Annotated in this window: 12 protein-coding genes; 10 read left to right on the top strand and 2 right to left on the bottom strand. The window is 64.9% G+C overall.

The window, feature by feature from the left end; genetic code table 11:
- Window positions 1-44 precede the first annotated feature (44 nt).
- The gene (locus tag PSAL_RS07605) at window positions 45-1,070 is read right to left on the bottom strand and encodes an ABC transporter substrate-binding protein (RefSeq protein ID WP_119838793.1); all 1,026 of its coding nucleotides are present in this window, start codon (window positions 1,068-1,070) and stop codon (window positions 45-47) included.
- Window positions 1,071-1,179: 109 nt separating this feature from the next.
- Here PSAL_RS07605 and PSAL_RS07600 point away from each other — a divergent pair, with 109 nt between their 5' ends.
- The 10 genes from PSAL_RS07600 (at window position 1,180) to PSAL_RS07555 (ending at window position 12,407) form a co-directional block, all read left to right on the top strand.
- Entirely contained in the window at window positions 1,180-2,046 is an 867-nt protein-coding gene (locus PSAL_RS07600) for a MurR/RpiR family transcriptional regulator (protein WP_119838794.1), read from the top strand.
- 105 nt (window positions 2,047-2,151) lie between these two features.
- A complete protein-coding gene (locus tag PSAL_RS07595; protein WP_119838795.1) occupies window positions 2,152-3,177 on the top strand; it encodes an AraC family transcriptional regulator in 1,026 nt (341 codons plus the stop codon).
- A gap of 254 nt (window positions 3,178-3,431) precedes the next feature.
- Window positions 3,432-5,399: a primary-amine oxidase gene (locus tag PSAL_RS07590; RefSeq protein ID WP_119838796.1), complete on the top strand. Its 1,968-nt coding sequence runs from the start codon at window positions 3,432-3,434 to the stop codon at window positions 5,397-5,399.
- Window positions 5,400-5,420: 21 nt separating this feature from the next.
- Complete coding sequence (locus PSAL_RS07585; protein WP_119838797.1) at window positions 5,421-5,939, top strand: hypothetical protein; 519 nt, start codon at window positions 5,421-5,423, stop codon at window positions 5,937-5,939.
- 65 nt (window positions 5,940-6,004) lie between these two features.
- A complete protein-coding gene (locus tag PSAL_RS07580; RefSeq protein ID WP_119838798.1) occupies window positions 6,005-6,943 on the top strand; it encodes a tripartite tricarboxylate transporter substrate binding protein in 939 nt (312 codons plus the stop codon).
- Window positions 6,944-6,967: 24 nt separating this feature from the next.
- Window positions 6,968-7,594 carry a tripartite tricarboxylate transporter TctB family protein gene (locus tag PSAL_RS07575; protein WP_119838799.1) on the top strand — a complete coding sequence of 209 codons (627 nt, stop codon included), beginning with the start codon at window positions 6,968-6,970 and terminating at the stop codon, window positions 7,592-7,594.
- 25 nt (window positions 7,595-7,619) lie between these two features.
- On the top strand, window positions 7,620-9,101 hold the full coding sequence (locus tag PSAL_RS07570; protein ID WP_119838800.1) for a tripartite tricarboxylate transporter permease: 1,482 nt from the start codon (window positions 7,620-7,622) through the stop codon (window positions 9,099-9,101).
- Window positions 9,102-9,210: 109 nt separating this feature from the next.
- Window positions 9,211-11,268, top strand: coding sequence for a sensor histidine kinase (locus PSAL_RS07565; RefSeq protein WP_119838801.1), 2,058 nt, complete (start codon window positions 9,211-9,213; stop codon window positions 11,266-11,268).
- An 84-nt stretch (window positions 11,269-11,352) separates the two neighbouring features.
- Window positions 11,353-11,976 carry a response regulator transcription factor gene (locus PSAL_RS07560; protein ID WP_119838802.1) on the top strand — a complete coding sequence of 208 codons (624 nt, stop codon included), beginning with the start codon at window positions 11,353-11,355 and terminating at the stop codon, window positions 11,974-11,976.
- 62 nt (window positions 11,977-12,038) lie between these two features.
- Window positions 12,039-12,407, top strand: a complete 369-nt coding sequence (locus tag PSAL_RS07555; RefSeq protein ID WP_196222755.1) for a response regulator transcription factor — start codon at window positions 12,039-12,041, stop codon at window positions 12,405-12,407.
- 47 nt (window positions 12,408-12,454) lie between these two features.
- Here PSAL_RS07555 and PSAL_RS07550 read toward each other — a convergent pair whose 3' ends face one another.
- Window positions 12,455-13,612 carry a lytic murein transglycosylase gene (locus tag PSAL_RS07550; protein ID WP_119838804.1) on the bottom strand — a complete coding sequence of 386 codons (1,158 nt, stop codon included), beginning with the start codon at window positions 13,610-13,612 and terminating at the stop codon, window positions 12,455-12,457.
- Between the last annotated feature and the right edge of the window lie 218 nt (window positions 13,613-13,830).

Below are 13,830 nucleotides of genomic sequence, written 5' to 3'. Positions count from 1 at the left end.
ATCGCTTGCCGGGCGGGCTTACTGGCCGGGCTTACTGGCCGGGCTTACTGGGCGGTCTTGATCCGCGTCCATTCGGCGTTGTAAAGCGCCAGATCACGCCCCAGATCTTCGAAAAGCTGCAGGTTTTCCATCACGTCCTGCGGCGGATAGATCGACTCGTTCTCGGCGATTTCGGCCGGGATCAGCGCCTTGGCAGGCAGGTTCGGCGTGCCGTTCATCTGCTGCTCGACATTCATCGCGGCGATTTCCGGCTTCAGGTAGAATTCGAGGAACGTCTTCGCATTTTCCATGTTGGGGGCCGAAGCCAGCACGCAGATGTCTTCCTGATACATCGTGGCGCCTTCCTTGGGGATGATGTAGCCGACCTCGTCGGGATGCTCCGAGACATAGAGGTTGGAGCCGACGTACCAATGCGCCGCCGCGACATCGCCCGAGATCACCTGAGGGGCCGAGTCATAGGTAAAGGCCGTGACGCCACTGATATGGTCGATGATGTAATCGGCCGCCGCAGTGATCTGGTCGGGATCGGTCGAGTTCACCGAGTTGCCGTTCATGATCAGGCCGATGCCGATGGTTTCGCGCAGATCGTCCAGCAGGGTGATCTTCTTGCCCTCTTCGCCAAGCGCAAAGAAGTCCTCCCAGCCGGTGATATCGCCGGCCAGCGCCTTGTTGTAGAAGATCCCGACATTGCCCCAGGCATAGGGCAGGCAGTATTCCGCATCCGGGTCGGTCGCGGCGCGGATGAACTGCGGATCGATGTTTTCGAAGCCCGGCGCGCTGCCGATATCGGTTTTCGCCAGCAGGCCGAGCTGGAACATGATGTCGTGCATGTGCACCGAGGGGAAGACGATGTCGTATCCCGTGGCGCCGGCCTGGATCTTGGCCAGCATCTCTTCGTTGGAGCCGTAGACGTCCAGCGTCACCGCGATCCCGGTTTCCTCGGTAAAGGCCTCGAGCACGGCGGGGTTGATGTAGTCGCCCCAATTGTAAAGCGACAGTGTTTCCTGCGCGGCGGCGGTCAGTGGCGTCAGCGCCAGCGCGGTGGTCAGCAACAGATGATGGGTCTTCATGGCAGAGATCTCCCCTGGGGTGGCTTTGTCGTTTCTTCTTGAGTCGTGAAAATGATGCGTTACTGTCATTTTCGTCAAATGTTAGTTTTCTGTCATCGGGGGGAACCGCATGTCTCAGGGCTTTGCCTCCTATTCGAACTCGCCGCTTGATGAATTCGTGCGCAAAATCGAAGAGGGACTGACCGATTTGCCCAGGCAAGAGGCAAAGGTTGCACAGTACTTTTTGCTGAACCTGCATTCGATTTCCTTCGAGACCGGCAAATCCATCGCCGAAAAGGCCGGTGTGGCCGAGATCACGGTGGGCCGGATGCTGCGCCGGTTCGATTGCGCGGGGATGAAGGACTTCAAGGCCATGCTGCGGCACCGCTATTCGGTGACCGGCGAAAGCCTGCCCGAGGAAGGGGCAGAACTGACCCCGGACTGGCAGGACCAGATGAGCGCCGAGCTTCTCAGCGTCCGCACCGTCTATTCCAAGATGAACAGCCCTGCCTTCAAGGCTGCCGAAGCCAGGCTGACCACGGCCAGCGAAGTCTATGTCACCGGCTTTCAGACCGTGCGGGGGCTGGCCGAAGACATGGCCCGGCGCCTGGCGCTGGCCCGGCCCCGCGTGCGCTTCCTGTCCGGGCATGACAGCATGATGTCCGAATGGCTCGATCCGGAAGAGGGCGCGCCGGGCTGCGTCGTCATCATCGACGTCATTCCCTATGCGGCCGAAAGCGAGGTCATCGCGCGGTTGGCCCGCGAACAGGGGCGGTCGGTCGTGGTCGTGACAGATGAATATTGCCACTGGGCGCATGAGATCACGGATGCGGTGATCAACGTGCCCTCCAAGACCGGGTTGTTCCTGGAATCCATCATCGGGCTGAACGCGGCGCTCAGCCTGCTGGTCCATGCCACGGCGACCAATGGCCCCTGGGATGTCTCGACCCGGATGCGGGACTGGCGGCGCATGTCGCACAAGATGAAGCTGTTCTGATCCTGTGCTCCGCGCTTGACCTGCCGGTCAAGGGGAACTCGGCCCGGTTGCGGGGGGCGCGCGGGCAGTCGATACTTGGGCCACCTGCAAACGGAACCCCGCGCCATGCCCCCATCCTCAGCCGACAGCCTTCGCCATCCCGTCCTGCGGGCGGCCGCTCTGGCGCCGATCATCCGGCATTTCGACGGCAACGTCGCGGCAATATCCGGCATCCTGCGGCGCAACGGGCTGGACCCGCAGCGCGTGCAGGACCCTTACGAGGTCATCGCCCTCTCCGCCTACCTTCAGGTCTTCGAAGACGCCGCCCGCCAGGCGCGGGACCCGGTGCTGGGCGCGCGCATCGGGGCGCGGATCAACCCGGCGGACCTGGGTCCGACGGGCCTGCTGATGCTGCAATCCTCGACGGCGCGACGTGGCCTGCAGCGATTTCACGACAGCCTTTCCGCCCTGCAAAGCGCGACCGAGATGAAATTGACCGAGGCCGGGACCTGGCTGGGCTTCACCTACCAGATCCAGTCGCCGGGGGTCACGGGCCTGCCGCAGGACGCGGAATTTTCCCTTTCCGGCCTCTGTCGGCTGATGCGGATGTCCTTTGATCCGCGCTGGTCCCCCGAAGAGGTCCATTTCACCCATGCCCCTTCGGCGCGTCCCGATCTTCTGGAACGGATCTTCGGCGCGCCCGTGCTGTTCGGGCAAAGCGCCAATCGCATCCTGTTCAGCGAAGAGGGCCTCGACCGGCATCACCGGGTCGAGGATATGGCCCTGATCGGTCTCATCGAACATCACGTCGCCGACCTGGTGCTGGCGCAGGATCCGGAGGCGACCATGGCCGACCAGGTGCTGCTGGTGGTCAGCCGCAACCTGGGTCAGCGCCCCGTCGACCTGAACAGTATCGCGCGCGAACTGGGTCAGGCCCCGCGCAGCCTGCAACGGCGGTTGGCGGCCGAAGGCACATCGTTGCGCCAGATCGTCCGCGCGCATCGTCAGCAGATCGTGGAAACCCATCTCGGCACGCGCTCGGGCAGCCTCAAGGCCATGGCACAGGCGCTGGGGTATTCCGATGGCACGGTCTTCTGGCGGGCCTATCGCGGCTGGACGGGACAGGCACCGTCGAAAGAGAATCGGGGCTAGGCAGGGGGCAACTTCGGCAAGGGGGCTTTTCAGCCTGCTGCCGAATGCCGCATGGGCAGGTCAAACCGGGTCAGAAAACCGGCATCCGAAAAACCGCATTTCCGTTGCAGGGCGCAGACCGGGGGCTCTGGCGCCGATTTCTGACGTTTCCGGGCTGTTTGGCGCAAATTATCGAACACTTGGCGCCGATGGCAATGGCTGCGCCGGGGCGCGGTCTGAAAGCCTTTTGGAAACACCGACCGAAGGATGGACGAATGAGCGACGCAGCCCCGGAACAGACAGCCGCAACCGCAGCGGTGCAGCACCCGCTGGACCCGATCGCGGCCGCGGAAATCCTGCGCCTGAAAGAGGTCCTTCTGGCGGCCGGACACGGCGGGGACAGCCAGCGCTATTCCTATGTCATGCTGCGCGAACCCAGCCGCGACACCCTTGCGGGCTTCACCGCCGGCGCCCCGGTGCCGCGTGAAATCGGCGTGCTGGTCACCGATGTCACGGCCCGCAAGGTGACAGAGATCGTCGTGGATATCCCGGCGGGCAAGGTCATCCACAGCCGCGCGCTTGATCCGGCAAAGGACGGCTGGGGCCCGGTTCTGGACGAAGATTACGTCGCCGCCGAAGAGATCTGCAAAGCCGATCCGCGTTTCGTCGAGGCGTTGGCGAAACGTGGCATCACCGATCTGGACAAGGTGTTCTGCTGCCCGCTGTCCGCCGGTGTCTTCGGAGACGAGGACGAGGTCGGACGCCGCATGTTGCGGGTCCTCAGCTTCTACGCGCCGGATGAAAACGCGATCCATGAGCTGTGGGCGCATCCGATCGAAGGCATCGTCTGCCATGTCGATCTGAGCGATCACAGGGTGCTGCGTTTCGTGGATACCGGTTACCTGCATGTGCCGGAGGAGACGGGCGATTACCTTGACCCCGCCATCGTGCCGCGCGAGACGATGAAGCCGCTCAACATCACCCAACCCGAGGGCGCGTCCTTTACCATGAAGGACAACGTGCTGGACTGGGAGAAGTGGTCGATCCGCGTCGGCTTCAATGGCCGCGAGGGGCTGACCCTGCACGATATCTCGTTCCGGGACGGGGATCGCCAGCGTTCGATCCTCAACCGCGCCTCGGTGTCGGAAATGGTGGTGCCCTACGGAGAACCGCAACCGACCCACGAATGGCAGAACTATTTCGACGCCGGGGAATATCAGTTCGGGCGGCTGGCCAATTCGCTGGTGCTTGGCTGTGATTGCTTGGGCGAGATCCATTATGTCGATGCGACGGTGGTGGATGATTTCTGCAACCCGGTCGAGATCAAGAACGCGATCTGCATCCACGAAGAAGACTTCGGAACAATCTGGAAACACACGGATATCTTCTCGGGCCGGGTCGAGGTGCGCCGCCAGCGTCGGCTGGTGGTGTCCTTCTTCGTCACGGTCGGGAACTACGACTACGGTTTCTATTGGTACTTCTATCTCGACGGCAAGATCGAGATGGAGTGCAAGGCGACCGGCATCGTCTTTACCTCTGGCCGCCCGGAAGGCGACTACGAATGGGCGACCGAACTGTCGCCGCGTCTGGGCGCGCCGCAACACCAGCACCTGTTCTCGGCGCGGCTGGATTTCGCCATCGACGGGCTGCGCAACCAGGTCGACGAGATCGACGTGAAACGCGTGCCGATGGGCGCGGGCAACCCGGTCGGCAATGCCTTTACCCGCCAGATCACGCGCCTGACAACCGAAGGCGATGCGCAACGTGTGGCGCGCAACGACCTGGGCCGGGTCTGGCGGATTTCCTCGGCCGAGGCGACGAACCATGTCGGAGAGCCCACCGCCTATGTGCTGGCCCCCGAGGGGCTGCCGCTGCTGCTGGCGGACGAGGCGGCCTCGATTACCCAGCGGGCGGGTTTCGCGACCAGATCGCTCTGGGTCACGCAGTTCGACCGCGATGAACTCTGGGCGGCGGGCTATACGCCGAACCAGCATCCGGGCGGGGCGGGGCTGCCGGCCTATGCCGCCGGGAACCGCAACGTGGATGGCGAGGATATCGTCGTTTGGCACAGCTTCGGGCTGACCCATTTCCCGCGCAGCGAAGACTGGCCGGTGATGCCGGTGGATTATGCGGGCTTCAAGCTGCGGCCCGAGAACTTCTTTGACCGCAACCCGACGCTTGATCTGCCCAAGGACCCCAACGGCGCCCAGTGCTGCCGGTCCAACAAGGCCGCGGCCGAGTGATCGCGGGCCGGGGTCGCAGCCATGTCGCCATATCACCTGAGCCTGCTTGGGCTTGCCGCCTTGGGCACCTGTGCCTGCCTCGTGACCGGGTCGCGCCGCCAGCGGGTCGAGGCGCTGCTGGCGCTGGCGGCCATGGGTGTGGCGATGACCTGCGGTCTGGTCGGGCTGGTGCTGGGGGCGGGGGTGCTGGTGGCCATCGCGCCGGGGGCGCTGCGCGGCGCGGCCCCGGCGTTATGCGCCCACCGGGCGGCTTCGCACCTGACCATGGCCGGGGTTCTGGTGGCGCTTTTCGTGCTGAACGGAGCAGGGCTGTGCGGTGCGGCGGCCATCCCCCTGGTGACGCCTGCGGGGATCACCCGATTGCTGCTGCCCGCCCTTGCCGAAAGCTATCTGATCCTGACCGTTCTGGCACTGGCGGCCTATGCGGCCTTCGCTGGCGCCCTGTGCCTGCGCGCCGCCCTGTGCCGTCAACGCGCCCTGCTGTGGGAGGTCGCGCCGATGACCCTTGCCACGCTCGGAATGGGGGTCGGACTGAACTGATCCCCGCCGATTGACTGCCCGAATACCGAAGAAAAACAACAAACCACCAACAGGAGAGAGACCCCATGACCCGATTTGCAAAGCTGGCCCTTGGCACCGCCCTTGCCGCCCTGCCGGTGGCGGCCCTGGCCGAATACCCCGAAAAGCCCGTCGAATTCGTCGTGCCCTTCCCGCCGGGCGACCTGGAAGACATCCTGACCCGGATGATCGCCGACGAATTCCAGTCCGAATACGGCGTCGCGGCGGCCGTGGTGAACAAGCCCGGCGGCGGCGGCGGGCCCTTCCCCGGGGCGGTCGATGTGGCCAATGCGGATGCGGATGGCTACACCATCGGCTCCTTCGTGTCGGATGTGCCGTTGTCGGGCCCCGATATCGGCATCCCCGCCCTGTCACCCAATCCGTTCGAACCGATCGGCATCTTCGTCACCTATCCCTTCGTTATCGCGACCTCGGGCGATGCGCCCTATGACACGCTGGACGAACTGGCCGCCTATGCGCAGGACAACGACGTCGCCCTGGGCCATTTCGGCGCCATGCTGACCCCGACGCAGATCACCTTTGCTGTGGCCAAGGCCAAGGGCTTCGATTTTGCCTATGAAGCCGCCTTCGATGCGCTGGATTGCAACTCGCTGGCTTCGGGCGACGTGGACGTGATGAACACCACCCTGCAACAGGTCTTTCCCTGCCTCGACAGCATCAAGGTGCTGGCCTCGATCGGGTCCGAGCGTATCCCCCTGACCCCTGACGCCCCCACGGTGGGCGAACTGCTGCCGGAACTGGATCTGGCGCTGTGGAACGGGTTGTTCGTTGCCGCCGATGTGCCCCAGGAGGCCCGTGACAAGATCGCCGCCGTCGCGGAAAAGGTCATGGCGTCGGAGGCGGCCAGAACGCTGGCGGCAGATACCGGTGCGCTGATCTACTGGCAGGATGCAGCCGAATCCGAGGCCCAGATCGAGGCCGACATGACCGCCCGTGGCGCCATCGGTGCGCTGTTGGACGAATGATGCCCGACAGGAGCACATCGCGCCATGAGTAAGGCAAACCGCCGGCCAGTTCCGGGCGTGGATATTCCGCCACGTCCGGGGCAACGCTTCGGCACCCGGTTCCAGACCCTGATCCGCACGCGCACCCTGCAGGACCTGTTTCAGCGCCATGGCCGCGCGGGCGAGGCCGTCTTTGCGGCGGCCTTCTTTGCCCTGTCGCTGCTGTTGCTGATCCTGCTGCCCTGGCAGACCCAATGGGTGCCGCGCACGAAACTATACGTGCAGCCTGCCTTCTGGCCTGCGATCGCGCTCTTCGTGATGCTGGTGTTTTCGGGCGGCTACCTCGTGGTGGCGCTTGGCTCGCATCGCTTGCCGGGGTTGCGGGCAGAACTGGGCGCCTGGGCGCGGGCGGGCGAATTCATGGTCTGGTTCATCGCCTATGTCTGGTTGGTGCCGGTGATCGGCTACCTGCTGGCCACCATCGCATTCTGTTGCACGCTGAGCTGGCGCATGGGCTACCGCAATGCCCGCTGGATGGGCCTGTCGGCACTGTTCGGCCTTGCGGTGGTGGCGCTGTTCAAGGGCTTTCTCGGCGTCAACATCCCCGCCGGGGACATCTACGACCTGCTGCCGCCGGGCGAGGCGCGCTCTTTCCTGATGACCAACTTCTGACCATGAACCGAACCGAGGCTACCTGATGGACATGCTGCTTTCCGGGATCGGGATGCTGATGCATCTCGACGTGATGATCGCCCTGCTGATCGGCTCGGTCGGAGGCGTGATCATCGGCGCCATTCCCGGCGTCGGCCCGGCGGTGGCTATCGCCATCCTGCTGCCCGCGACCTTTTCGCTGCCGCCGCTGGTCGGGCTGGTGATGCTGTTGGGGATCTACGGGTCGTCGATGTTCGGCGGCTCGCTGCCCGCGATCCTCATCAATACCCCCGGCACGGCCGTCAATGCTCTGACCACCTATGACGGTCACCCAATGACCAAACGGGGCGAGGCGCTGAAGGCGCTTGGTCTGGCCTATGGCGCCTCTTTCGTCAGCGGTATCCTGTCGATCCTGGCGCTGATCCTTTTGTCGCCGGTGCTGGCCCGGATCGCGCCGATGTTCGGCTCAAAGGAGATCTTCCTGGCCGCGCTCATGGGGCTGGTGCTGGTGGTCATCGCGCATCGCGGTCAGACGCTGGCCGCAGGGATGCTGGCCGGGCTCGGCATCTTTATCGGCACCATCGGGCTTGAGCCGCTGAAATACACGCAGCGTTATACCTTCGGGCAGGACTGGTTGGGCTCGGGGTTCGAGCTGATCGTCGTGGTGCTGGGGCTGTTCGCCCTGTCACAGGCCTTTTCCCTGCTGACCGAACCGGAAACCGCCCCCGAGGCCGCGCCGATCAAGGGCTCCATGGCGCGCGCCATGACCAAGGTGTTGGGTTACAAGCGTGTCGCGGCCGTCGGCACCGGCTTTGGCGTTCTGATGGGCATGGTCCCCGGCGTCGGGGAATTCACTGCGCAATTCCTCAGCTACACCTATGCGCAGAAGACCTCCAGGACCCCGGAGGCCTTCGGCAAGGGCAGCGCCGAGGGGCTGGTTGCCTCGGAAGCGGCCAACAACGCGGTCCCGGCGGCGGCGATGATCCCGCTGCTGGCGCTCGGCATTCCGGGCGAGGCGCTGACGGCGATGATGCTGTCGGTCTTCTACGTGCACAACGTCATTCCGGGGCCGCAGCTGTTTCAGGGCCAGCTGGATTTCGTCTATGCGCTTTATGTTGCGATGATCCTGCTGAACGTGATCGTGGTGCTGTTCATGATTGTTTCGTCCAACCTGCTGCTGCGGATCATCCGCATCCCGACGCGATTTCTTGGCGTGATGATCCTGACGCTCAGCTTCGTGGGGGTCTATTCGCTGCGCAATTCGGTGGTGGATTGCGCCGTGGCCGCCGGTTTCGGCTGGTTCGGCCTGATCCTGAAGCGGCAGAACCTGCCGGCGGTGCCGATCATTCTCGGCCTCGTGCTGGGCGGCATCATGGAAACCAAGTTCCGCCCCGCCATGACGCGGGTCGAGGTGCTGGCCGACTTCTTTACCCGGCCCGTCGCCGCCATCCTGGGACTGGCGATCCTGTGCCTTGTCATCGGCCATTTCGCCGCCCTTTACCGTGAAAAAGAGGCCGGCCGGACCTGACACAGGCTGATCCGGCGGGGCGGGGCCACGCGAGTGACTTGTAAAAGATTCCATTGCCCCGTCTACTTGGATCAGGTCATGGGACGGACACGTAGAGACGGAAGGGCGCATGGGGCGGAGCCGGGGAACAGGATCGACCAAAGGGCTGGGCGGGCGAGGCCGGGTCGCGGCTGCGCTGGGCGTGACGGGTTGCCATGGGGCTCCGGCTGGTCTGCTTGCGCGGGCCATGGTCATGCTCTTGCTGGGTCTTGCGCTTTGGCTGGCAGGCGCGGCTTTCGTTGCGGTCGAGGCTCAAGCCCAACCCCAAGCCCAACCCCAGTCTGAAGCCGAGCCCCTGGCTGACGAGCCGCCGGGTGATTTCGCAGCAGAAAGTCCGCCCGATCCGACCAAAGACCGCCCGGCAAGCGACGATGCGATCCGCATTCTGGCGATCTTCGGGGAAGACAGCCTGCTGCCGGCCAATATCATCGTCGCGGAAGGGCTTCAGGACGGGCTGGCCGAAACCATCGGCAGCCAGGTCGAACTGTTTGCGGAATACCTTGATATCTCGCGTTTTTCCGACGCCGAATCCCAGCAGCGCATCTTTACCGCCATGGCGGCGAAATACGACAACCGGGAACCGGATGTATTGGTCGCCTTTGGCACGCTGGCCCTTCAGTTCGTTCTGGATCATCGCAACGAAGCCTGGCTGGACGGGCCGGTGATCTTCGGTGCGACCAATCCCGAAACCGAGAACATGACGCTGTTGGGCGACCAGGTCGGCGGGGTGAGCAGCGTCTTTGAAGTCTCCGCGACCATCGACCTGGCGCGGGCATTGCAGCCGCAGGCAAAGCGGATCCACGTCATCAGCGGGGCGGCAAATTTCGACCGGGCCTGGGACAGGAAGGCGCGGGCGGTGCTTGGCACAAGCTACCACGGGCTGCCGGTCACCTATGTCACGGCCCGCCCGATGGAGGAAATCCTCGACACCGTTGCCGATCTCGACAGCGAGGCCATCGTGCTGGTGACCACGATCTTTGCGGGGCCCGACGGCAAGGTCTTTGTCCCGAAGGAGGCTCTGGCCACCATTTCCGAGTTCTCCGGCGCGCCGGTTTACGGGCTTTACGACACGATGATCGGTGACGGGGCGACGGGCGGGGTGGTTCATACCTTTCACGGAATGGGTCTGGCGGCGGGGCAGCTTGCGGGGGATGTGGCCACGGGCAAGGTCAAGCTGCCGCAGTTTCTCGAAACCCCGCGCAGTCCGCTTGTCGACTGGCGTCAGCTTGATCGCTTCGGCATCGACAAGGCCCGTGTGCCCGAGGGCGCGCAACTGCTGTACTACGACCCCGGTTTCCTTGAACGCTACCGGATAGAGATCGGCATCGCCCTGGCCGTGATCCTGGCCCAGAGCATCACGATCACCGCGCTGATCATTCAGGAAAAGCGCCGCAAGATCCTGGCCGAGGCCCATATGCGCGACCGGATGGAGTTGATCCACCTGGCCCGCGCCACCCAGCTTGGCGAATTGTCCGGTGCGCTTGCGCATGAGCTGAATCAGCCGCTGGCCTCGATCCTGGCCAATGCCGAGGCCGGCTGCCGCCTGCTGGATCGCAGCCCCCTGGACATCGCGGAAATGGGCGGGGTGATGCAGGACATCATCGAAGCGGACATGCGCGCCGCCGAGATCATCCGCCAGTTGCGCAGCCTCATGGCGCGCGGCGACATCACGCTGGAGCCGCTGGACCTGAACACGGTGGTCAGCGCCACTCTGGCGCTGGTGCGGTCCGAACTGACCAATCGCCAGACCCGGTTCGAGGTCCGCCCGACAGCCAGACCCGCGATGGTGCTGGGCAATCGCCCCCAGCTTCAGCAGGTGCTGCTGAACCTGGTCACCAATGCGTTGGATGCGATGGACAGCGTCGATCCCTCCCAACGGTCGCTGGTGATCGAGGTGATCGCCCGCGACGACGGACGCTACGAGATGGCCGTGATCGATTCCGGGCGCGGTTTTCCCGAAACTCTCGCGCCCGAGGCCTTTCGTCCCTTCGTGTCCTCCAAGGCGGCCGGGCTGGGTCTGGGCCTGTCGATCTGCCGCACCATCGCCACGGCCCACGACGGGGTGATCGACCTGGACCGGGGCTGCCCGACAGGCACCCGCGTGGCCCTGATCCTGCGCGCCGCATGAGGGGGCGGGAAAAGTCGGTCAACGTCTTCGCAGCGCGGGGCAGGGCTGCTATGGGCAGGGCCGGGATAGAAGGGAAGGACGCAGATGGTCGCTGAGACGACGATACGGGACACCACGGTTCACCTTGTCGATGACGACAGGTCGCTGGGTGTGGCCCTTGGTCGCCTGCTGCGCGCCGAAGGCTACGCTTGCGAATTGCATGGCAGCGCCGAGGCCTTTCTGGGCGCCTATGACCCCAGCCGTCCCGCCTGCGCGTTGATCGACATCAACCTGCCCGGCATGGACGGGTTCGAGGTCCAGTCGCGCCTGGCCGCCCTTGATGCGCGCTGCCCGGTGATTTTCATCACCGGCGCAGGGTCGATCCCCGCCAGTGTACGCGCGATGAAGGCCGGTGCGGTGGATTTCCTCAGCAAGCCAATCAGCGCCGAGGCCCTGCTGGCGGCCATCGACGACGCACAGGACCGCTATCGCCGCGACACGACCGACGCCGCCGGACGTCAGGATCTGGACCGCGCGCTCGGCAGCCTGACACCGCGCGAACGCGACGTGCTGGACGGGGTCGAAAAGGGCCTGCTCAACAAGCAGATCGCGGCGGAACTCGGGATTGCGGAGAAGACCGTCAAGGTGCACCGCGGCCGGGTGATGAAGAAGCTCGGCGTGCGGACCCTGGCGGATCTTTTCCGCAAGGTCTGGCTGATGCGCGAATGAGGCCACGATATGAGACCGAGGGCCGACTGTCCACCAACGGCGCGGCGCGCTAGGCTATGGGCATGAATGCGCCTTCGCTCCCTCGTATCGCCATCATAGATGATGATGACAAGCTGCGCTCGTCGCTGACGCGACTGCTGCGGCTGCACGGGCTCGACCCGGTGGGCTTTGCCTCGGCAGAGGCCTTTCTGGCCGAATTCGGCTCGCTCGATTTCGACTGCGCCCTGATGGATCTGCATCTGCCCGCCCTGACCGGGATCGAGGCCATGGTGGCCGCCCATGCGGTGCGCCCCGATCTGCCGGTCGTGGTGATGACGGGCTTTGCCGAAACCGGGACGGCGGCCAAATGCAGCCAGGCCGGGGCGGTGGCCTTTCTGACCAAGCCCTTTGCCGCCTCGGCCCTGATGTCGGTGCTGAACCTGCCGCAGTGATCGCCTGCTGATCTTGTCGTGATCCTGCCCTTCACCGCCCCTCTGTGCTAGCCGAGACTGCGCAGCAGCGCTTGCGAAGGCTCGCCGGTCGGGCTTTGCCCGATGCTGGTTTGATAGGACGCGATGGCGGCGCGGCTGTTCGGTCCCAGCACGCCATCTGCCCCGCCGGTGTCGAACCCGCGCGCGGTCAGCTTGCGTTGCAGGGCCACCCGATCGGCCTTGGTCATGCCGTTCTCATCGGGCGGGAAGCTGCCCTTCAGCGGGCCGCCTCCGGCGATCCGGTCGGCCAGGTGTCCGACGCCGATCGCGTAGTGATCGGAATTGTTGTAGCGCTTGATCGCGTTGAAGTTGCTGGTGACGGCAAAGCTGGGCCCGCCGGGCTGGGGCTGTATGATCCGCCCCTGTGGCGCGCCATAGCCGACCTCTCCGCCCCAGGGCAGGCCGTGTTTCCAGCCGCTGCGCGACAGGTAGGCCGCGGTCGAGGCCAGCGCATCCGTCGGATCGTCCGACCAGATGTCGCGCCGCCCGTCGCCGGTGAAATCCACCGCATAGGCCAGATAGGAGGTCGGGATGAACTGGGTATGCCCCATCGCACCGGCCCAGCTTCCGGTCATCCGGTCCGCGTCGATGTCGCCGTTTTGCAGGATCCGCAGCGAGGCCATCAATTGCTTTTCAAAGAAGGCCCCGCGCCGCCCGTCATAGGCCAGGGTCGAGGTGGCAGAGATTACCGGCACATCGCCGCGCCGTTCCCCGTAAAAGCTTTCCAGCCCCCAGACGGCGGTGATGACTTCTGCCTCGACGCCATAGCGGGCTTCCAGCGCGTTCAGGGTCCGCCGTTGACGCGCATAGGCCTGGCGACCCTTGCTGACGCGCTCGTCCGACACGGCGATGGACAGGTAATCCTCAAGCGTGCGCGAGGTTTCGGGCTGGTTGCGGTCGCGGGTCACGACGCCGGGCACATATCCGGCATTGCGGAAGGCGGTGGCCAGCGTCGAGCCCGAAATCCCCTGCGCGGAGGCCCGGCCCCGGAAGGCGGCGACCCAGGCGTCATAGGCAGTGTTGCGCACCGGGCGGAGGTCATCGGGCAAGGCGCCGGACCGCGTGCCGGGACCGGGCGCGCCACAGGCCGAAAGCCCCAACAGGCCGAGACCGCCCAATGCGCCCGAAGCGCCGAGACCGAAGGTGAACTGTCGTCTTGTCGTCATGATGTGGCCTGCCTGTCGGGTTGTCGTTGACTATGCCGCTGTCCTGTCGCGCGACCGTTGCCCTGCAGAGTAGACCATGCACCGGCGCATTCAACTCGGGTTTGCACCGCCGGCAAGGCCTTGCCGGGGCCCCGTGACCAACAGCGCGGCAGAGGCGGGCCCTTGCATGGAATTCTGCGCCGTCCCGTGAATTCCCTCGGTGAAGGGGCGGCGATTTC

It is taken from the genome of Pseudooceanicola algae, assembly GCF_003590145.2.
Taxonomy (GTDB): domain Bacteria; phylum Pseudomonadota; class Alphaproteobacteria; order Rhodobacterales; family Rhodobacteraceae; genus Pseudooceanicola; species Pseudooceanicola algae.
Note: the sequence above shows the minus strand (reverse complement) of the source record. Positions and strands in the feature narration are given on the sequence as shown.

Coding starts and splice junctions, on each gene's coding strand:
- PSAL_RS07590 (WP_119838796.1), top strand. CDS start 3,432: ATGAGCGACGCAGCCCCGGAACAGACAGCCGCAACCGCAGCGGTGCAG.
- PSAL_RS07600 (WP_119838794.1), top strand. CDS start 1,180: ATGTCTCAGGGCTTTGCCTCCTATTCGAACTCGCCGCTTGATGAATTC.
- PSAL_RS07580 (WP_119838798.1), top strand. CDS start 6,005: ATGACCCGATTTGCAAAGCTGGCCCTTGGCACCGCCCTTGCCGCCCTG.
- PSAL_RS07595 (WP_119838795.1), top strand. CDS start 2,152: ATGCCCCCATCCTCAGCCGACAGCCTTCGCCATCCCGTCCTGCGGGCG.
- PSAL_RS07585 (WP_119838797.1), top strand. CDS start 5,421: ATGTCGCCATATCACCTGAGCCTGCTTGGGCTTGCCGCCTTGGGCACC.
- PSAL_RS07560 (WP_119838802.1), top strand. CDS start 11,353: ATGGTCGCTGAGACGACGATACGGGACACCACGGTTCACCTTGTCGAT.
- PSAL_RS07570 (WP_119838800.1), top strand. CDS start 7,620: ATGGACATGCTGCTTTCCGGGATCGGGATGCTGATGCATCTCGACGTG.
- PSAL_RS07555 (WP_196222755.1), top strand. CDS start 12,039: ATGAATGCGCCTTCGCTCCCTCGTATCGCCATCATAGATGATGATGAC.
- PSAL_RS07550 (WP_119838804.1), bottom strand. CDS start 13,612: ATGACGACAAGACGACAGTTCACCTTCGGTCTCGGCGCTTCGGGCGCA.
- PSAL_RS07605 (WP_119838793.1), bottom strand. CDS start 1,070: ATGAAGACCCATCATCTGTTGCTGACCACCGCGCTGGCGCTGACGCCA.
- PSAL_RS07565 (WP_119838801.1), top strand. CDS start 9,211: ATGGGGCGGAGCCGGGGAACAGGATCGACCAAAGGGCTGGGCGGGCGA.
- PSAL_RS07575 (WP_119838799.1), top strand. CDS start 6,968: ATGAGTAAGGCAAACCGCCGGCCAGTTCCGGGCGTGGATATTCCGCCA.